General features: G+C 46.8%; 28 protein-coding genes. 1 reads left to right on the top strand and 27 read right to left on the bottom strand.

All coding sequences use genetic code 11. The features are described from left to right. Nucleotide 1: 1 nt before the first annotated feature. From rplO to tuf, 22 genes are all read right to left on the bottom strand, one after another. Nucleotides 2–442: a 50S ribosomal protein L15 gene (gene rplO, locus DESDI_RS02200; protein ID WP_015261004.1), complete on the bottom strand. Its 441-nt coding sequence runs from the start codon at nt 440–442 to the stop codon at nt 2–4. Nucleotides 443–460: 18 nt separating this feature from the next. Then, nucleotides 461–643 (bottom strand): 50S ribosomal protein L30, encoded by a 183-nt coding sequence (gene rpmD, locus DESDI_RS02195; RefSeq protein WP_015261003.1) that lies wholly within the window; start codon nt 641–643, stop codon nt 461–463. A gap of 12 nt (nt 644–655) precedes the next feature. After that, nucleotides 656–1153, bottom strand: a complete 498-nt coding sequence (gene rpsE, locus DESDI_RS02190) for a 30S ribosomal protein S5 (RefSeq protein ID WP_015261002.1) — start codon at nt 1151–1153, stop codon at nt 656–658. 24 nt (nt 1154–1177) lie between these two features. Further along, the gene (gene rplR, locus DESDI_RS02185; RefSeq protein WP_015261001.1) at nt 1178–1546 is read right to left on the bottom strand and encodes a 50S ribosomal protein L18; all 369 of its coding nucleotides are present in this window, start codon (nt 1544–1546) and stop codon (nt 1178–1180) included. Between the two features lie 52 nt (nt 1547–1598). Then, a complete protein-coding gene (gene rplF / locus DESDI_RS02180) occupies nt 1599–2144 on the bottom strand; it encodes a 50S ribosomal protein L6 (RefSeq protein ID WP_015261000.1) in 546 nt (181 codons plus the stop codon). 24 nt (nt 2145–2168) lie between these two features. Next, nucleotides 2169–2567 (bottom strand): 30S ribosomal protein S8, encoded by a 399-nt coding sequence (gene rpsH, locus DESDI_RS02175; protein WP_015260999.1) that lies wholly within the window; start codon nt 2565–2567, stop codon nt 2169–2171. Nucleotides 2568–2592: 25 nt separating this feature from the next. Next, entirely contained in the window at nt 2593–2778 is a 186-nt protein-coding gene (locus tag DESDI_RS02170) for a type Z 30S ribosomal protein S14 (protein ID WP_015260998.1), read from the bottom strand. 20 nt (nt 2779–2798) lie between these two features. Continuing rightward, nucleotides 2799–3338: a 50S ribosomal protein L5 gene (gene rplE / locus DESDI_RS02165; protein ID WP_015260997.1), complete on the bottom strand. Its 540-nt coding sequence runs from the start codon at nt 3336–3338 to the stop codon at nt 2799–2801. 21 nt (nt 3339–3359) lie between these two features. Then, on the bottom strand, nt 3360–3698 hold the full coding sequence (gene rplX, locus DESDI_RS02160; RefSeq protein ID WP_015260996.1) for a 50S ribosomal protein L24: 339 nt from the start codon (nt 3696–3698) through the stop codon (nt 3360–3362). Between the two features lie 27 nt (nt 3699–3725). Next, nucleotides 3726–4094 carry a 50S ribosomal protein L14 gene (gene rplN, locus DESDI_RS02155; RefSeq protein ID WP_015260995.1) on the bottom strand — a complete coding sequence of 123 codons (369 nt, stop codon included), beginning with the start codon at nt 4092–4094 and terminating at the stop codon, nt 3726–3728. Nucleotides 4095–4128: 34 nt separating this feature from the next. Next, nucleotides 4129–4389 (bottom strand): 30S ribosomal protein S17, encoded by a 261-nt coding sequence (rpsQ, locus tag DESDI_RS02150; RefSeq protein WP_015260994.1) that lies wholly within the window; start codon nt 4387–4389, stop codon nt 4129–4131. Nucleotides 4390–4412: 23 nt separating this feature from the next. After that, nucleotides 4413–4616 carry a 50S ribosomal protein L29 gene (gene rpmC, locus DESDI_RS02145; protein ID WP_015260993.1) on the bottom strand — a complete coding sequence of 68 codons (204 nt, stop codon included), beginning with the start codon at nt 4614–4616 and terminating at the stop codon, nt 4413–4415. Next, entirely contained in the window at nt 4606–5043 is a 438-nt protein-coding gene (gene rplP, locus DESDI_RS02140) for a 50S ribosomal protein L16 (RefSeq protein ID WP_015260992.1), read from the bottom strand. The genes rpmC and rplP overlap by 11 nt, the downstream gene beginning before the upstream one ends. Further along, nucleotides 5044–5703: a 30S ribosomal protein S3 gene (gene rpsC / locus DESDI_RS02135; protein ID WP_015260991.1), complete on the bottom strand. Its 660-nt coding sequence runs from the start codon at nt 5701–5703 to the stop codon at nt 5044–5046. Nucleotides 5704–5706: 3 nt separating this feature from the next. Next, nucleotides 5707–6051: a 50S ribosomal protein L22 gene (gene rplV / locus DESDI_RS02130; protein ID WP_015260990.1), complete on the bottom strand. Its 345-nt coding sequence runs from the start codon at nt 6049–6051 to the stop codon at nt 5707–5709. A gap of 17 nt (nt 6052–6068) precedes the next feature. Beyond that, nucleotides 6069–6350 carry a 30S ribosomal protein S19 gene (rpsS, locus tag DESDI_RS02125; RefSeq protein WP_015260989.1) on the bottom strand — a complete coding sequence of 94 codons (282 nt, stop codon included), beginning with the start codon at nt 6348–6350 and terminating at the stop codon, nt 6069–6071. 19 nt (nt 6351–6369) lie between these two features. Then, a complete protein-coding gene (rplB, locus tag DESDI_RS02120; RefSeq protein ID WP_015260988.1) occupies nt 6370–7200 on the bottom strand; it encodes a 50S ribosomal protein L2 in 831 nt (276 codons plus the stop codon). A 24-nt stretch (nt 7201–7224) separates the two neighbouring features. After that, nucleotides 7225–7512 (bottom strand): 50S ribosomal protein L23, encoded by a 288-nt coding sequence (rplW, locus tag DESDI_RS02115; protein WP_015260987.1) that lies wholly within the window; start codon nt 7510–7512, stop codon nt 7225–7227. Beyond that, the gene (gene rplD / locus DESDI_RS02110) at nt 7512–8135 is read right to left on the bottom strand and encodes a 50S ribosomal protein L4 (protein ID WP_015260986.1); all 624 of its coding nucleotides are present in this window, start codon (nt 8133–8135) and stop codon (nt 7512–7514) included. Before rplD ends, rplW begins: the two co-directional genes overlap by 1 nt. A gap of 23 nt (nt 8136–8158) precedes the next feature. Beyond that, nucleotides 8159–8788: a 50S ribosomal protein L3 gene (rplC, locus tag DESDI_RS02105; protein WP_015260985.1), complete on the bottom strand. Its 630-nt coding sequence runs from the start codon at nt 8786–8788 to the stop codon at nt 8159–8161. A gap of 274 nt (nt 8789–9062) precedes the next feature. Continuing rightward, complete coding sequence (gene rpsJ, locus DESDI_RS02100) at nt 9063–9371, bottom strand: 30S ribosomal protein S10 (RefSeq protein WP_015260984.1); 309 nt, start codon at nt 9369–9371, stop codon at nt 9063–9065. A gap of 232 nt (nt 9372–9603) precedes the next feature. Further along, nucleotides 9604–10755, bottom strand: a complete 1152-nt coding sequence (tuf, locus tag DESDI_RS02095) for an elongation factor Tu (protein WP_242825458.1) — start codon at nt 10753–10755, stop codon at nt 9604–9606. Between tuf and DESDI_RS18205 the strand changes: the two genes are divergently transcribed. Next, the gene (locus DESDI_RS18205; RefSeq protein WP_242825489.1) at nt 10660–10875 is read left to right on the top strand and encodes a hypothetical protein; all 216 of its coding nucleotides are present in this window, start codon (nt 10660–10662) and stop codon (nt 10873–10875) included. The two genes, tuf and DESDI_RS18205, sit on opposite strands and share 96 nt — an antisense overlap. A 59-nt stretch (nt 10876–10934) precedes the next feature. Here DESDI_RS18205 and fusA read toward each other — a convergent pair whose 3' ends face one another. From fusA to rpoC, 5 genes are all read right to left on the bottom strand, one after another. Next, a complete protein-coding gene (gene fusA, locus DESDI_RS02090) occupies nt 10935–13013 on the bottom strand; it encodes an elongation factor G (protein ID WP_015260982.1) in 2079 nt (692 codons plus the stop codon). A gap of 67 nt (nt 13014–13080) precedes the next feature. Next, nucleotides 13081–13551 (bottom strand): 30S ribosomal protein S7, encoded by a 471-nt coding sequence (gene rpsG, locus DESDI_RS02085; protein WP_015260981.1) that lies wholly within the window; start codon nt 13549–13551, stop codon nt 13081–13083. A gap of 51 nt (nt 13552–13602) precedes the next feature. Further along, on the bottom strand, nt 13603–14025 hold the full coding sequence (gene rpsL / locus DESDI_RS02080; protein ID WP_015260980.1) for a 30S ribosomal protein S12: 423 nt from the start codon (nt 14023–14025) through the stop codon (nt 13603–13605). A gap of 104 nt (nt 14026–14129) precedes the next feature. Then, a complete protein-coding gene (locus DESDI_RS02075) occupies nt 14130–14381 on the bottom strand; it encodes a ribosomal L7Ae/L30e/S12e/Gadd45 family protein (RefSeq protein WP_015260979.1) in 252 nt (83 codons plus the stop codon). A 91-nt stretch (nt 14382–14472) separates the two neighbouring features. Next, the gene (rpoC, locus tag DESDI_RS02070; protein ID WP_015260978.1) at nt 14473–17940 is read right to left on the bottom strand and encodes a DNA-directed RNA polymerase subunit beta'; all 3468 of its coding nucleotides are present in this window, start codon (nt 17938–17940) and stop codon (nt 14473–14475) included. Between the last annotated feature and the right edge of the window lie 14 nt (nt 17941–17954).

The raw sequence follows: 17954 nt of genomic DNA, 5'->3' as shown, positions 1-17954 counted from the left end.
CTTATTCCACCTCGACTTTTCCACCAGCAGCTACAATCTTCTCTGCTGCGGATGGGCTGACTTTGTCAACTTGTACAGTCAGGGCTTTGGTCAGTTCTCCTGTTCCCAGTATCTTCACACCATCTTTGACTGCCTTGATGAGTCCCACTTCGAAAAGGCTTTCGTAATTTACGACTGCCCCATTTTCAAAACGCTCCAAATCGCGGACATTCAATACAATAAACTCTTTTTTGAAGATATTTGTAAAGCCACGCTTTGGCATCCGGCGGGCTAGAGGCTGTTGGCCGCCTTCGAATCCAGGGCGTACTCCGCCACCAGAACGAGCCTTTTGACCTTTATGACCCTTACCAGAGGTTTTACCTGTGCCGGAACCGATTCCGCGACCCAAACGTTTAGGCGCTTTTGTTGAACCTTGCGCAGGCTTAAGTTCATGCAATTTCATGCTCGTCAACACCTCCTTCTATTCTGCGACGTTTTCCACCGCAACCAAGTGTGCGCATTTGCGAACCATCCCTAGGATACTCGGTGTATCGTCATGAACTACACTAGAACCCATTTTCCCTAAGCCGAGGGCTTTGAGGACTTTGTGTTGGTTCTCTGAATACCCTATTGGGCTTTTTACAAGTGTTACTATAATTTTCACTGCTAACCCTCCCTAACCCAGAATTTCTTCTACGGTTTTTCCGCGGAGTTTAGCAACATCTTCCGCCCGCTTCAGAGATTTTAAGGCAGTCATTGTAGCATTCACCATGTTATGTGGATTTGCTGATCCTAAAGACTTGGTGAGAATATCCTTTACGCCTGCCGCTTCAAGTACAGCACGAACTGCACCGCCGGCGATAACGCCGGTACCTTTGTGTGCCGGTTTCAGAAGTACTGAACCTGCTCCATAGTTGCCGACGATTGGATGAGGAATTGTTGTGTTAATCATAGGCACTGAAACCATATTCTTTTTGGCATCTTCAATGCCTTTGCGAATGGCTTCAGGTACCTCTCCGGCTTTACCGAGTCCAGCTCCGACATTGCCGTGGCCATCGCCGACGACGACGAGTGCGCTGAAGCTGAAACGGCGTCCCCCTTTGACAACTTTTGCCACGCGGGCAATGTGAACGACTTTTTCAGTCAACTCTTTACTTGCATCGATATTCGCCAATGAATTTCCCTCCTTTACCGTGTCTTAGAAGTCTAGACCGGCCTCACGAGCTGCTTGTGCCAGAGCCGCGATCCGTCCGTGATAGATGTTTCCGCCACGGTCGAAAACCACTTTGGAAACTCCTTTTTCTTGTGCTCGTTTGCCAACCAATTCGCCAACTTTTTGCGCTCCTTCAATGTTGCCTCCTGCAAGATTTGCAGCTTTAAACTCTGGGTCTAAAGAAGAAGCAGCCACTAAAGTCACTCCTAGTTCATCATTGATAACTTGAGCGTAAATATGGTTCAGGCTCCGGAATATGGCCAAGCGCGGACGTGACGCTGTGCCGAATATGCTTTTCCGAACGCGCATATGCTTGTTCATCCGAATTGCTTTACGGTTAATTTGCTTGATCAAAGGAAACTCACTCCTTTCATTGTTGCAAGAGTTTTTGCCCTTGCCTTACGTCTTATTTCTTTTTAGCGCCAGCTTTACCAGCTTTACGACGGACGATTTCGTCAGAATACTTGATTCCTTTACCTTTGTAAGGCTCGGGAGGACGTTCTTTACGAATCTCAGCGGCAAAATCACCGACAAGCTCTTTATCCATACCCTTAACAATAATTTTGTTTTGGGCAGGAACTTCGAAGTCGATTCCATCAAAAGGAATCAGCTCAACCGGATGAGATTTACCGACTGAAAGAACTAATTTATTACCTTGCTTCGCAGCACGGTAGCCAACTCCAACCATGTCCAAGCTCTTGGAAAAACCATTCGTAACTCCTTCAACCATATTAGCGATCAGAGTACGGGTTAAACCATGCAGGGAGCGGCTGAGTGGCTCATCGTCAGGACGAGTCACGACGATTTGTTGATCTTCTAGAGCAATGTTGATATGCGAATGCATTTCTTTTGTTAAAGTTCCCTTAGGTCCTTTAACGGTGACAACACTGCCTTCTATTTTGACGTCGACGCCACCAGGAATACCAATGGGCCGCTTGCCAATTCTAGACATTCTCTGCACCTCCGTAGTATGTGATTACCAAATGTAGCAGAGCACTTCTCCGCCAAGGCCTTCTTGACGAGCCCGTTTATCGGTCATTAGACCTTTGGATGTGGAGATAATAGCCACACCCAGGCCACCTAAGACCTTCGGTACCTCATCTTTTTTAGCATATACGCGCAGTCCGGGACGGCTGATCCGTTTCAATCCGGTGATCACGCGCTCACGATTCTGGCCGTATTTCAGATAACAACGGATTACTCCCTGCTTATTATCGGAAATGTATTCAAAATCTTTGATGAAACCCTCTTCTTTTAGGATTTCAGCAATCGCTTTCTTGACATTGGAAGCAGGAACTTCAACTTTATCATGATAAACCGTACCTGCATTTCTAATGCGGGTCAAGAAATCTGCAATTGGATCTGACATTGCCACTAGAGTCTTCCCCCTTCCTTACGCCTTACCAACTGGCCTTCTTCACGCCAGGAAGTTCGCCTTTGTAAGCTAATTCCCTGAAGCAAATCCTGCATATTCCGAACTTGCGGAGATATGCGTGGGGACGGCCACAGAGTTTGCAACGGTTATGGTAGCGAACTGTATATTTTTGTTCACGCTCATTGCGCACGATCATTGACTTTTTAGCCACGCTCTAGGACCCTCCTTTTTCTACTTACGGAATGGCATTCCGAGCATTCCGAGTAATTCACGAGCTTCCTCATCGGTTCCCGCCGTTGTGACGAAAATGATATCCATACCACGGAGCTTATCGATCTTATCATACTCGATTTCCGGGAAGATAAGCTGCTCTTTAACTCCGAGAGTATAGTTACCGCGTCCATCAAATGCTTTATCGGATACACCATGGAAGTCACGAACACGAGGTAACGCAACATTCATTAAACGATCAACAAACTCATACATACGATCGCCGCGTAAAGTTACTTTCGTTCCGATCGGCATTCCTTCACGAAGTTTGAAAGCAGCGATGGACTTTTTCGCCTTGGTTACAACAGGCTTTTGTCCGGTGATCTTCATCAAATCGCCGACGGCAGCGTCGATTGCTTTAGAGTTTTGGATGGCTTCACCCACGCCCACATTGATAACTACTTTTTCGAGTTTGGGAATTTCCATCACATTCTTATAGTTGAACTTCTGCTGTAAAGCAGGAGCTATTTCACTGGTGAACTTATCTTTTAGACGAGCCAACTAAGGTCCCTCCCTTCTCGATTACTTTTTATCGGGCAGGTTCACGCCGCATTTTTTACAAACGCGGACTTTTCCAGCCTCAGTTTCCTTCACGCTGACCCGAGTTACGCTATTGCACTCGGTGCAGTACAGCATGACATTTGAGCTGGCGATCGGTGCTTCTTTCTCAAAGATTCCACCTTGAGGCATGCTTTGAGTGGGTTTGGTGTGGCGCTTTACGATATTAACCTTCTCAACGACCACGCGACCCTTTTTCGGTAAAACTTCCAAGACTTTGCCTTTAGATCCGGCATCTTTTCCAGTGATCACCATAACCATATCGCCTTTTTTAACGTGTATCTTTTGCTTTACAGCAGCCACTTCATTCACCTCCACTGGTATGGGGTCTTAGATTACTTCCGGTGCGAGAGAAATGATTTTCATGAAATCTTTATCGCGCAATTCCCGGGCTACGGGTCCGAAAATACGAGTTCCCCGCGGGCTTCTATCATCCTTAATAACTACTGCAGCGTTTTCACTGAAACGGATATAGCTGCCGTCTTTGCGTTTGATCTCTTTTTTTGTGCGAACCACAACTGCTTTGACGACATCTCCCTTTTTGACAACGCCGCCTGGTGTTGCTTCTTTAACTGAAGCAACAATAATATCTCCAATTGATGCATAACGGCGCATTGAGCCACCGAGCACCTTGATGCACATCAGTTCTTTAGCTCCTGAATTGTCTCCAACTCTGAGGCGAGTTTGAACTTGGATCATCTGTTGACCCTCCTTCCGAATTAAAAGTCAGTTCTTAGAGAGCGATGGCTCTTTGTGTAATTTCAATTACACGCCAGCGTTTGTCCTTACTAAGAGGGCGAGTCTCCATGATGACAACGGTATCGCCAGTCTTGGCTTCGTTATTTTCATCATGAGCTTTAAATTTCTTGGTTTGAGTAATCGTTCTATGGTACAGCGGATGGCGAACTTTCATTTCGACAGCAACTACGACTGTTTTTTCCATCTTATCGCTGACAACTTTACCGGTTCTAACTTTACGTTGGGCTCTTTCCATGTTAAAAAGTCTCCTTTCCAACCTTAAGCACGGTTAATTTTTAATTCGCGCTCACGGAGAATGGTCTTGCCGCGGGCAATCCCTTTCCTAACTTCCCGGATTCTGGAAGGATTGTCCAGTTGTCCGGTAGCCAGTTGGAAACGCAAATTGAACAGTTCCGTTTTGAAGCCATCAATCTCCTTAAGGAGTTCTTCATCGGTCATATCACGGAAATTCTTAGTTTTCATTTGCGTCACCTCCTTCTACTTCTTCGCGACGAACAATCTTACAACGAATCGGAAGCTTATGCATAGCGAGTCGAAGTGCTTCTTTAGCAATATCTTCAGGCACACCAGCCAATTCAAACATCACGCGACCGGGTTTAACAACGGCAACCCAGTATTCCGGGGAACCTTTACCGCTACCCATACGGGTTTCAGCAGGTTTCGCCGTAATCGGCTTATCCGGGAAAATCTTAATCCAAACCTTACCGCCACGTTTAATGTAACGTGTCATTGCAATACGGGCAGCTTCAATTTGGCGATTTGTAATCCATGATGGCTCCAAAGCCACTAATCCAAACTCGCCAAAGGTAATTGTGTTACCGCGAGTTGCTTTTCCATGCATCCGGCCACGGTGTTGTTTCCGGTGCTTTACTCGTGTTGGGACTAGCATTTATTTTCCTCCTTCCACCTGAGCGACCTTCTTGGCGGGAAGAACCTCTCCTTTATATATCCAAACTTTTACGCCAATCTTTCCATAGGTGGTATTTGCTTCAGCAAATCCATAGTCAATGTCAGCACGAAGAGTATGGAGGGGAACTTTCCCTTCGCTATACCATTCGGTCCGTGCAATTTCAGCGCCGCCTAAACGTCCGCCACAGGAAATCTTGATTCCTTGAGCACCTTGACGCATAGAACGCTGAACAGTTTGTTTCATAGCTCGACGGAAGGATACCCGTTTTTCCAGCTGTTGAGCAATACTCTCAGCAACGAGTTGGGCATCTTGTTCAGGCTTTTTCACTTCAACGATGTTGACAGCTACTTGCTTTCCGGTCATAGCTTCTAATTGTTTGCGGAGATTTTCTACTTCGGTACCACCACGACCGATTACGATTCCCGGCTTAGCCGCATGAATCGAAACCTTTACACGGTTAGCAGCCCGTTCAATCTCCACTTTAGGGACACCTGCTTGGTGTAATTTGTTCTTCACAAATTTACGGACCTTCAAATCTTCATGAAGGAGTTCCGAGTAGTTTTTATCTGCAAACCAACGGCCTTCCCAGTCAAGAATGACTCCAACTCGGAGACCTTTAGGATTTACCTTTTGACCCACGTTTTAACCCTCCTTCTTTTCTCCAACAACTACGGTGATGTGACTGGACCGCTTATGAATCTGATCAGCACGTCCCATAGCCCGAGGTTTAATGCGCTTCAAGGTCGGTCCTTCATCCACATAGATTTCTTTGACATATAGAGCATCTGTATCCATTTCGTAGTTATGTTCTGCGTTAGCAACTGCAGATTTCAGAACTTTGGTTACAGACTCTGTAGAACCCTTGGGGGTGAATTGAAGAATCGCGAGAGCATCTTTAACGGCCTTACCGCGAATAAGATCGACTACTTGGCGCACCTTACGAGGAGAGATCCGTACGTATCTTGCGATCGCTTTGGCTTGTTGCATTTTTTCAACTCCTCCTTTTAGCGTAGGCCGCTGGATTTTTCACTACCAGCATGCCCTTTGTAGGTGCGTGTAGGAGCAAACTCACCGAGTTTATGTCCTACCATGTCTTCCGTAATATAGACGGGAACATGTTTCCGTCCATCATGAACCGCGATGGTATGTCCAACCATTTGCGGAAATATTGTTGAACTTCTGGACCATGTTTTCAGGACCCGCTTCTCACCGGAGGCATTCATTCCTTCCACACGTGCGAACAAGCGTCCTTCTACATAAGGCCCTTTTTTCAGAGATCGACTCATTTAATTGGCCTCCTTTCGATTACTTCTTGCCGCGTCGTTTCACGATGAAGCGATTAGAAGGATTTTTCTTCTTACGGGTCTTCGCTCCAAGGGCCGGTTTACCCCAAGGTGTAACAGGGTTCCGTCCGATAGGGTTCCGTCCTTCACCACCACCATGTGGGTGATCATTCGGGTTCATTACGGCACCACGTACGGTAGGACGAATTCCTAACCAGCGTGTACGACCAGCTTTACCGATGTTAATGTTCTCATGTTCAAGATTGCCGACTTGACCAATGGTAGCTCGGCAGTCGATATGAACCATCCGCATTTCACCGGAAGGAAGTCTCAAGGTTGCATAACTACCTTCTTTAGCCATGAGCTGAGCAGAACCACCCGCTGAACGGACAAGTTGAGCTCCTTTGCCAGGCTTCATTTCGATATTATGAAGCAAGGTACCCACAGGAATGTTCTTGATAGGCAGTGCATTTCCAACTTTAATATCGGAATCCGGTCCGGAGACAATCATTTGACCAACTTTTAGGCCATTAGGAGCTAAGATATAAGCTTTATGACCATCCAAGTAATGGAGCAGAGCAATATTTGACGAACGGTTTGGATCATATTCAATAGCTGCTACTTTAGCTGGCACGTTATCCTTAATGCGCTTAAAGTCGATCAAGCGATATTTACGTTTGTGACCGCCGCCTTGGTGACGAACAGTGATCTTACCTTGATTATTACGGCCGGCTTTGACTGTCAGCGGCGCGAGTAAAGAGCGCTCTGGTGTTGTTTTTGTAATTTCTTCAAAAGTCGATACCGTCATTTGACGACGACCAGGAGTATACGGTCTAAATCCTCTTAATGGCATGGTTTTCCCTCCTTTGCTTCAAGCTTACAGGCCAGCAAAGCCTTCAATGCGATCTCCAGCTTTAAGCGTAACAATCGCCTTTTTACGGTCTGCTGTTTTACCTACATATTTACCAACACGTTTCTTTTTACCATCAACGTTGAGTGTCCGAACATCAAGGACTTTCACCTTAAACATCTTTTCCACAGCTGCTTTAATCTCAATCTTGTTGGCAGCTTTGTCCACCAAGAAGGAGTACTTGTTTTCCTCAATAAGTCCAACAGACTTCTCGGAAACTACTGGACGCTTGAGTACATCACGAGCATCGCGCATTACGCTAACACCTCCTCCGTTTTCATTACCGCTGCCTTCGTCATCACGATGACATCGGCATTGAGAAGATCGTATACATTCATACCTTCAACCGGAGTGGTCTTGACCCCTTCGATATTACGGGCAGTACGATCGATAGCTTCAATAAATTCGTCAGTGACAAGTAAAGCCTTTTTGCTAACATTTAAAGCTTTAAGAACCTTAACCATTTCACGGGTCTTTGCTTCGCTCAAGCTCAAATCTTCCAATACGATCAATTGCTGTTCGTTAACCTTGGAAGAAAGGGCTGACCGCAAAGCCAAGCGGCGTACCTTCTTAGGAAGGCTAAAACCATATTTGCGTGGTTTAGGTCCGAAGAGGATTGCACCACCTCTCCATAGCGGAGAACGAATGCTACCGGCACGGGCGCGACCTGTGCCTTTTTGACGCCAGGGTTTACGACCGCCTCCGCGAACTTCACCACGGAGTAATGTAGAGTGGGTACCACGTCTTTGACTAGCTAGTTGACCTACAACGGCTTGGTGAAGGACATGGACATTGGGTTCAATCCCAAATACATATTCATTCAGCTCGAGCTCTCCAACAGGAGAACCTTGCATATTAACTACTTGAACCTTTGGCATTGCTATTCCTCCTTTCTTACAAGTTACTTCGCCTTAACAGAAGGCTTCAGAATAAGCAATGATTTTTTAGCACCGGGTACAGCACCTTTAACAAGAATCATATTCTTATCCGCATCCACCCGAACGATCTTCAGGTTTTGAACAGTAACCCGTTCTCCGCCCATACGTCCTGGCAGGTTGCGGCCCTTAAATACACGAGCCGGGCCTTTCGCGCCGAGGGAACCAGTGCGGCGATGATACTTAGAACCATGCTTCATGGGTCCGCGACTTGCGCCGTGACGTTTGATCATCCCTGCGAAGCCTTTACCTTTTGAGATTCCGACGACATCTACTGCATCTCCTGCAGCAAACACATCTGCTGTGATTTCTTGACCGATTTCGTAAGCATCCACATTGTCCACACGGAACTCACGAATCCAGCGCATTGGCTTCACAGAAGCCTTTGCAACATGTCCTTTTTTCGGCTTGTTTGCGAGTCTTTCCCGCAAAGCGCCAAATCCAACTTGAATTGCGTTGTAACCATCTGTTGCAACGGTTTTCTTTTGGACGACAAAGCAAGGACCTGCTTCGACCACAGTTACAGGAATCAGATGTCCATCTTCCTCAAATACCTGGGTCATTCCAACTTTTTTACCCAAAATTCCTTTCGACACGATTGCCACCTCCTGAACACTTTGAAGTGCGCCAGCCCTAAGCCGGAGCACGAGAGTGTCCCAAATTTAGATTGTTTATTTTGAAGCTTGAACCCCCGGATTTCCGGTCCACACCGCCGGGTGTTTCGCGCTACAAACAAAAAGTATTATACCATAAACTCTAAACGAACGCTAGTTTTTTTGGATGTCTGAATCTTTAAACTTTCAAATACATCCTACTTAACCAGCGTTTCTTATGAAGAGCTTATGACAAACATGATTGTTTCGATTATAATCAGGTTTTAATCTCGATATCAACGCCCGCAGGCAGATCAAGACGCATTAAAGCATCAACAGTCTTAGAAGTAGGCTCGAGAATATCGATCAGACGTTTATGAGTCCGCATTTCAAACTGTTCACGAGAATCCTTATTGACGTGGGGAGAACGAAGAATGGTATAAATGCTTTTATCAGTGGGAAGGGGAATAGGTCCACTGACACGGGCGCCAGTTCTCTTGGCCGTTTCAACAATCTTCTCAGCGGATTGATCTAGAATCTTATGATCGAACGCTTTAAGACGGATACGAATTTTTTGACTACTCATATAAAAACCTCCTAAATTTTGTCCCGTTGCACGGGTATTGGGTCTTGAAATTCCCCGATGATCAGCGGAGTACCTCTCAACGGCAACCTTCAAGATCAGTGAGTTATGTCATACCAAACAGAAAGAAGGATGACACAACTTGTTCAGACATGAGTCAGGATGCCACAGTCAACTGTGGCATCCCTTATCACTAGACTTAAAGTCTATGCCTGCACTAACTAACGAATTATAACTATTCGACGATGCTTACTACAACTCCAGCACCAACGGTACGTCCACCTTCGCGGATAGCGAAGCGAAGTCCTTCTTCCATAGCGATGGGAGTGATCAGTTCGCAAGAGATAGTCACACGGTCACCAGGCATAACCATTTCAGTTCCTTCAGGAAGGGTTACAACGCCGGTAACGTCGGTTGTACGAAAATAGAATTGTGGGCGATAGTTGTTGAAGAATGGAGTATGACGTCCACCTTCTTCTTTACTGAGGATGAATACCTCGCCAGTAAATTTGGTGTGAGGTTTGATAGAACCGGGTTTAGCAAGTACTTGACCGCGTTCGATATCTTTACGATCCACACCACGAAGAAGAGCTCCTATGTTGTCCCCAGCTTGAGCTTGGTCAAGAAGCTTACGGAACATTTCAACACCAGTACAAACGCTCTTACGAGGAGCTTCAGTCAAACCAACGATTTCAACTTCGTCACCGACTTTAATAACTCCGCGCTCTACACGACCAGTAGCAACCGTTCCACGACCGGTAATCGTGAACACGTCCTCTACGGGCATGAGGAAAGGCTTGTCAGTAGCACGTTCTGGATTAGGAATATAGGAATCAACAGCATCCATGAGGTTCCAGATCTTACCACACCATTCGCAATCGCGTTGTCCGCAACCGCATTGGAGAGCTTTGAGGCCTGAACCAGGAACGATGGGGATATCGTCGCCAGGGAATTCATACTCACTAAGGAGTTCACGAATTTCCATTTCAACGAGTTCCATAAGTTCCGGATCATCAACCATGTCAGCTTTATTAAGCCATACAACGATATAAGGAACACCTACTTGACGAGCAAGCAGGATGTGCTCACGAGTTTGTGGCATAGGGCCATCAGCAGCAGACACTACGAGGATAGCTCCGTCCATTTGCGCAGCACCAGTGATCATGTTTTTAACATAGTCGGCGTGGCCTGGGCAGTCAACGTGTGCATAGTGACGATTAGCAGTTTCATACTCAACGTGAGAAGTAGAGATGGTGATACCACGTTCTCTTTCTTCAGGAGCCTTGTCGATTTGATCGAAGGCTTGAGCAACTGCGCCGCCAGCTTTGGAAAGAACAGAGGTGATTGCGGCGGTAGTGGTGGTTTTACCATGGTCAACGTGACCGATGGTTCCAACGTTAACGTGGGGTTTATTACGTTCGTATTTTTGCTTTGCCATTTTGAATTTTCACTCCTTCTAATAATAGAATACTTTTTTATTTGGGCGAGGCTCTCCATCTTCAGTTAAAAACCGAAGCACTTGAACCTCGCATCTCGAACAATCGTCTTTCGAATCCCGAATTTCGATTAAGCGCCAGCGCGTTTAGCAACAATGCCTTCTGCGATATTCTTGGGCACTTCTTCGTAGTGGTCGAACATCATGACGTAAACTCCACGGCCTTGAGTCTTGGAGCGAAGGTCGGTGGCATAGCCAAACATCTCTGAAAGCGGGACGAATCCACGCACGATTTGAGCGTTTCCTGTAGCTTCCATTCCTTCAATCCGTCCGCGGCGAGAGTTAATATCGCCGATGACATCACCCATATACTCTTCAGGCACCGTGACTTCAACCTTCATGACTGGTTCGATAATTGCAGGATCTGCTTTGGCTGCTCCAGCTTTGAAGGCCATGGATCCAGCAATCTTAAACGCCATTTCGGAGGAGTCGACATCATGGTAGGAACCGTCATAGACTGTAGCTCGGATATCCATAACAGGGTAGCCCGCTTGGATACCGTTCTGCAGAGCTTCTTCGATCCCTTGTCCGATTGGGGCAATGTATTCCTTCGGAATTACGCCACCCACAATCTTATTAACGAATTCGAAACCTGTGCCTTGCTCCATAGGTTCGAACTCAACCCAGCAGTGTCCGTATTGTCCACGTCCACCGGATTGACGTACGAATTTACCTTCGGCTTTAACAGCACGACGAATCGTTTCTTTATAAGCAACTTGAGGACGTCCCACATTGCACTCGACTTTGAATTCACGTTGCAAACGATCCACGATGATCTCAAGGTGAAGCTCACCCATTCCTTCGATGATCGTTTGTCCGCTATCTTGGTCGGTATGCATTCTGAAGGTAGGATCCTCTTCAGCCAAACGAGCTAGAGCTGTACCCATCTTCTCCTGGTCTTGTTTCGTCTTAGGCTCAATAGCCACGTTGATAACAGGATCAGGGAAAGTCATAGATTCAAGAATAATCGGAGATTTATCATCACAGAGGGTATCCCCTGTGCTGGTATCTTTTAAGCCGACTGCTGCCGCAATATCTCCCGCATAAACCTCGGCAATTTCTTCCCGATGATTCGCATGCATTTGGAGAATCCGACCGATTCTCTCTCTCTTACCCTTGGTTGAATTATAAACATAGGATCCTGAACCCAGGACTCCCGAGTATACCCGGAAAAATGCCAATTTGCCCACGTAAGGGTCAGCCATAATCTTAAAGGCCAAGGCTGAGAATGGTTCCGCATCATTGGAGTGACGCTCATCAGGCTCGCCGGTCTCTGGATGTACCCCTTTAATAGCAGGCACATCAAGAGGGGATGGCATGTAGTCTACAACCGCATCAAGCAGCGGTTGTACCCCTTTGTTCTTGAATGAAGACCCACAGACCACAGGGATGAACTTTAATCCGAGGGTTCCTTTACGGATTCCAGTCCGAACCTCTTGTTCTGTCAGTTCTTCACCTTCGAGATATTTCATCATGAGCACTTCATCCGTATCAGCAACTGCTTCAAGGAGTATCTCACGATATTCGTTGGCTTTGTCGACTAAGTCTCCGGGGATATCGGCAACGTCACTGGTGGTGCCTAAATCGTCCGTATAAATCATAGCCTTCATGGTTACGAGATCAATAATTCCTTTGAATTTATCCTCTGCACCAATCGGAATTTGAATCGGAACTGGGTTAGCACCTAACCGGTCAGCAATCATTTTTACTCCCCGGAAGAAATCTGCACCCATACGGTCCATTTTGTTGATATACGCCATACGGGGTACTCCGTATTTATCCGCTTGGCGCCAAACCGTTTCAGATTGAGGCTCAACACCGCCGACAGAACAGAATACTGCCACAGCACCGTCGAGTACACGCAGCGAACGTTCTACCTCTACTGTGAAGTCCACGTGCCCTGGTGTATCAATGATGTTAATGCGATGATTTTTCCAATGGGCAGTGGTCGCCGCAGAAGTAATGGTAATCCCACGCTCCTGTTCTTGAACCATCCAGTCCATGGTTGCTGCGCCATCATGAACTTCCCCAATCTTATGCACACGTCCAGTATAGAACAATATGCGCTCAGTCGTGGTTGTTTTGCCCGCGTCAATATGGGCCATAATCCCGATATTCCGGGTTCTTTCTAATGGTACTTGCCTTGCCACTGATAATCCCCCTTTCTGCCATAGTCATTCCCAGATGTGATGATTTTAAGCATATGCTTTGATCATCCTACCAACGGAAATGCGCAAAAGCCTTATTGGCTTCGGCCATCTTATGAGTGTCTTCTTTTTTCTTAATAGAACCGCCAGTATTATTAGCAGCATCCATCAGTTCACCGGCAACCTTCTCTTCCATAGTCTTTTCACTGCGTTTGCGGGCATAAGCCACAAGCCAGCGTAGTCCTAAGGTTTGACGACGATCAGTGCGAACTTCGATGGGCACCTGGTAGTTAGCTCCACCCACTCGGCGTGCTTTTACCTCTAGTACCGGCATTACATTCTTGAGAGCGGTTTCGAACACTTCAATAGGATCTTTACCGGTCTTCTCTTGAATAATATCGAATGCATTATAGCAAATGGACTCTGCAGTACCTTTTTTGCCATCCAACATAATTTGGTTAACAAATTTGGTCAGTGTCCGGTTCTTATAAATCGGATCAGGCAGAATCTCACGCTTAGCAATATATCCTTTACGTGGCAAATCATTTCCCTCCTTTACTACGCGATTCGTATTTTCCTCGTTTTAGACGGCTTACTTCCCTTTTTTAGGACGTTTAGCACCGTACTTCGAACGAGCTTGCATCCGTTTTTGAACACCTTGTGTATCAAGAGCTCCACGAACGATATGGTAACGAACACCCGGAAGGTCTTTCACACGACCACCACGAACAAGGACAACACTATGCTCTTGCAGGTTGTGTCCAATGCCTGGGATGTATGAAGACACTTCAATCGCATTGGTTAAACGTACACGGGCAACTTTACGAAGAGCAGAGTTCGGCTTCTTCGGAGTTGTGGTGTAAACCCTAGTACAAACCCCACGTTTTTGTGGAGATCCTCCAGATGCGAATTGCTTGCGTTGTAAAGAGTTATAGCCCCATTGCATAGCAGGAGCTGTTGATTTCTTCGCTAACTTGGAACGACCATGACGAATCAATTGATTAATCGTCGGCATAACTACACCTCCTTCCTAACATGAGAACATATCAAAGGAATTGCTTGCTTCAGCATAAAGCAAGCAATCCCCAAAACTAACGTAAGATTTCGGAGCTTCCTCGTCTATTCGGTCAGTAGTGCTGCTACTGCGGCACCTACTTCAATCCCGCAGGCCTTACCTAAGTCAACCATAGTCTGGACATCTTGTACGTCAATTCCATGATTTCGACATTGGTCGAGGATGGGACGAACCACATGGCCCTCGGCATCCTTAGCCACATAAACGCGGAGTGCACTCCCTTTTTCCAGAGCCCGTTGAGTTTGCTTGACTCCAACGGTTCTTCGATTGGAATTTTTTAAGGCTTCATCAAGCATGAAAATGCTTTCCTCCTTATGTTTAACGAAAGTTCAACAGAAAAATATCTGCATTTCCTCAAATCGTTAAATCACACACAGTATTTTATCATTAGGTGTTCACAGTGTCAAGATTTTCAGTCTCTTTCTCATCCATATCCAAAACTTTTACATTACGATAACGAGACATACCTGTACCCGCTGGAATGAGCTTGCCGATAATGACATTTTCTTTGAGCCCCAGAAGCGGATCCACTTTTCCTTTAATAGCTGCTTCTGTAAGCACACGGGTCGTCTCCTGGAAGGATGCTGCAGAGAGGAAGGAATCGGTAGCCAAGGAGGCTTTGGTGATTCCGAGAAGTACCGGACGTGCTACGGCTGGTTCTCCGCCAGCTTCGATCACCTTGGTATTTTGTTCCTCAAAGTCAAAGACATCAATGAGACCGCCGGGTAAGAGAGTAGTATCCCCAGCTTCCTCCACTTTAACCTTGCGGAGCATTTGTCTAACCATGACCTCGATGTGTTTATCGTTAATATCCACCCCTTGGAGGCGGTAAACGCGTTGAACTTCTCCTAAGAGATAGACTTGAACCCCACGAATTCCTTTAACCTTAAGCATATCATGAGGATTGATACTTCCTTCAGTCAGCTCATCCCCAGCTTCGATACGATCGCCTTCGCGAACTTTTAACCGGGAGCCATAGGGAATAGTGTAAGACATGCGCTCTTCATTGTCGCTCACAACTTCCACTTCACGACGTCCTTTGACCTCGCGAATGGTCACTGCCCCTGCATTTTCAGAGATAATAGCTTGACCTTTGGGTTTACGAGCTTCGAAGAGTTCCTCAACACGCGGCAAACCTTGAGTAATATCATCCCCTGCCACACCACCGGTATGGAAGGTACGCATAGTCAACTGTGTCCCCGGCTCACCGATGGATTGAGCAGCGATAATACCAACGGCTTCTCCCATCTCCACGTGATGACCGGTTGCCAGGTTACGTCCATAACACTTGCGACAGACACCATAACGTGTCTTACAGGTGAGCACAGAGCGAATGATGACTTTATCGTAAACTTCGGCAATCTCATGAGCTTGTTCTTCAGTAATCTCTTCGTCAGCCGTGGCCAAGATTTCTCCTGTCTCAGGATGCTTCATATCTTCTAGTAAGAAGCGGCCCACTAAGCGTTCTTCCAGCTTTTCGATGACCTCTGGGCCGTCTTTGACATCATCCACCATAATACCTACGGTGGTGCCACAGTCTTCATCCCGAACGATTACATCTTGAGATACGTCGACGAGACGACGGGTTAGATAACCTGAGTCAGCGGTCCGTAGTGCGGTATCAGCCAAACCTTTCCGAGCTCCGTGGGAGGAGATGAAGTACTCCAAAACTGTCAAGCCTTCACGGAAGTTAGCTTTAATCGGCAACTCAATGGTCCGGCCGGAAGGATCAGCCATAAGTCCCCGCATACCGGCCAACTGGCGGAGCTGTTGGATATTACCCCGAGCACCAGAGGTTGCCATCATATAGACTGGATTAAACTTATCCAGAGTGTTCATCAGGGCCTTCGTTACGGTGTCGGTCGCTTTCGTCCAAATCTCAATAACCTTTTCGTAGCGTTCTTCATCCGTAATCAGACCACGACGGAATTGCTGCTCTGTCTTATTGACAAGGCCATCCGCATCCGCCAGAATCTGTCTCTTCTCATCGGGCACGGTAATATCGGCAAGACCAACGGTCATTCCGGCCCGCGTGGAGTATTTAAAGCCTAAGCTTTTAATACCATCGAGCAAATCAGCCGTTGCCTTATAGCCGCCGACACGGTAGCATTTGGCAACGATGTTGTTCAAAGTCTTTTTCCCAGCTACTTCATTGATGTAGCCTACTTCAGGGGGAATAACCGAGTTAAAGATCAAGCGACCAATGGTAGTTTCCAGGAGTTCTCCATTGGGCTGGCGAACCTTTATCTGCGCCTGCAGATTGACTTCTTTCATTTCATAAGCCAGCACCCCTTCATCCCGATCCTTGAAGATCTTTCCTTCGCCAAGAGCTCCCGGACGTTCCATGGTCAAGTAGTAAGAACCTAAGACCATATCCTGAGTAGGCGAAGCAACGGGACGACCATCTTTGGGATTCAAGATATTGTGAGCAGAAAGCATTAAGAGTCGCGCTTCTGCTTGAGCTTCAGCAGATAGGGGAACGTGTACAGCCATTTGGTCACCATCGAAGTCCGCGTTGTAGGCGGTACAAACAAGAGGGTGAATCTGCAAGGCACGTCCTTCCACAAGTACGGGTTCGAAGGCCTGAATACCTAAACGGTGAAGAGTCGGAGCCCGGTTGAGAAGAACAGGATGTTCTGTGATGACTTCTTCCAAGACATCCCAAACCTCAGAGCGTACCCGTTCCACCATGCGTTTCGCGCTCTTGATATTGTGAGCATGACCTTCTTTAACCAGCTTCTTCATAACAAAGGGCTTGAAAAGCTCCAAGGCCATTTCCTTTGGAAGACCACATTGATGAAGTCGCAAATTTGGTCCTACTACGATAACCGAACGGCCTGAGTAGTCAACCCGTTTTCCTAAGAGGTTCTGGCGAAAGCGTCCTTGCTTTCCTTTCAGCATATCGCTTAAAGACTTTAAAGGGCGATTTCCCGGTCCGGTCACAGGGCGACCCCGACGACCATTATCAATCAACGCATCTACGGCTTCTTGTAGCATCCGTTTTTCATTGCGAACAATGATATCCGGTGCTCCTAGATCCAGAAGACGCTTAAGGCGATTATTCCGGTTGATGACCCGACGATAGAGGTCATTGAGATCAGAGGTGGCAAAACGTCCACCATCAAGCTGAACCATCGGACGGAGCTCTGGGGGAATGACCGGGACAACATCCATAATCATCCAGCTGGGATGATTACCTGATTCCTTGAAGGCTTCCACCACTTCTAAACGACGAATGGCACGAATTTTCCGTTGGCCGGATACTTCCTTCAGTTCGGTTCTCAATTCCTCATTGAGCTTATCCAAGTCCATCTCGACAAGAAGGGATTTAATGGCCTCTGCCCCCATACCCGCTTTGAAGTCATCGCCGTATTTGTCACGGTACTCCCGATATTCGGTCTCCGTGAGGAGTTGCTTTTTCATTAGGGAAGTGTTACCCGCATCTGTAACGATATAGGAAACAAAGTAGAGAACTTTCTCCAGCGATCGAGGAGACATATCTAAGAGAAGTCCCATCCGGCTGGGGATACCTTTGAAGTACCAGATATGGGAGACGGGAGCTGCTAATTTAATGTGGCCCATCCGTTCTCTCCGTACCTTGGAACGGGTGACTTCTACCCCACAGCGGTCACAGATAATTCCTTTATAGCGAACTCGTTTGTATTTTCCACAATGGCACTCCCAGTCACGGGTTGGCCCAAAGATTTTTTCACAAAAAAGCCCTTCACGTTCCGGTTTTAGGGTTCGATAATTGATTGTTTCAGGTTTCTTAACTTCACCATGAGACCACTCTTCGATCATCTCCGGCGAAGCAAGACCAATACGCATCCGGTCAAAGTTGTTGACGTCTAGCACGGTTCTCTCTCCTT

Source organism: Desulfitobacterium dichloroeliminans LMG P-21439 (genome assembly GCF_000243135.2).
GTDB lineage: Bacteria > Bacillota > Desulfitobacteriia > Desulfitobacteriales > Desulfitobacteriaceae > Desulfitobacterium > Desulfitobacterium dichloroeliminans.
Note: the sequence above shows the minus strand (reverse complement) of the source record. Positions and strands in the feature narration are given on the sequence as shown.

What these genes read in the sequence shown, in the direction of transcription:
- rpmC (WP_015260993.1), bottom strand. Translation starts at nt 4,616, where the DNA reads ATGAAAACTAAGAATTTCCGTGATATGACCGATGAAGAACTCCTTAAG.
- rplV (WP_015260990.1), bottom strand. Translation starts at nt 6,051, where the DNA reads ATGCAACAAGCCAAAGCGATCGCAAGATACGTACGGATCTCTCCTCGT.
- rplO (WP_015261004.1), bottom strand. Translation starts at nt 442, where the DNA reads ATGAAATTGCATGAACTTAAGCCTGCGCAAGGTTCAACAAAAGCGCCT.
- rplW (WP_015260987.1), bottom strand. Translation starts at nt 7,512, where the DNA reads ATGCGCGATGCTCGTGATGTACTCAAGCGTCCAGTAGTTTCCGAGAAG.
- rpsS (WP_015260989.1), bottom strand. Translation starts at nt 6,350, where the DNA reads ATGAGTCGATCTCTGAAAAAAGGGCCTTATGTAGAAGGACGCTTGTTC.
- rpsQ (WP_015260994.1), bottom strand. Translation starts at nt 4,389, where the DNA reads ATGGAAAGAGCCCAACGTAAAGTTAGAACCGGTAAAGTTGTCAGCGAT.
- rplN (WP_015260995.1), bottom strand. Translation starts at nt 4,094, where the DNA reads ATGATCCAAGTTCAAACTCGCCTCAGAGTTGGAGACAATTCAGGAGCT.
- rplF (WP_015261000.1), bottom strand. Translation starts at nt 2,144, where the DNA reads ATGTCTAGAATTGGCAAGCGGCCCATTGGTATTCCTGGTGGCGTCGAC.
- rpsJ (WP_015260984.1), bottom strand. Translation starts at nt 9,371, where the DNA reads ATGAGTAGTCAAAAAATTCGTATCCGTCTTAAAGCGTTCGATCATAAG.
- DESDI_RS02075 (WP_015260979.1), bottom strand. Translation starts at nt 14,381, where the DNA reads ATGCTTGATGAAGCCTTAAAAAATTCCAATCGAAGAACCGTTGGAGTC.
- rplB (WP_015260988.1), bottom strand. Translation starts at nt 7,200, where the DNA reads ATGCCATTAAGAGGATTTAGACCGTATACTCCTGGTCGTCGTCAAATG.
- rpsL (WP_015260980.1), bottom strand. Translation starts at nt 14,025, where the DNA reads ATGCCGACGATTAATCAATTGATTCGTCATGGTCGTTCCAAGTTAGCG.
- rplP (WP_015260992.1), bottom strand. Translation starts at nt 5,043, where the DNA reads ATGCTAGTCCCAACACGAGTAAAGCACCGGAAACAACACCGTGGCCGG.
- rplD (WP_015260986.1), bottom strand. Translation starts at nt 8,135, where the DNA reads ATGCCAAAGGTTCAAGTAGTTAATATGCAAGGTTCTCCTGTTGGAGAG.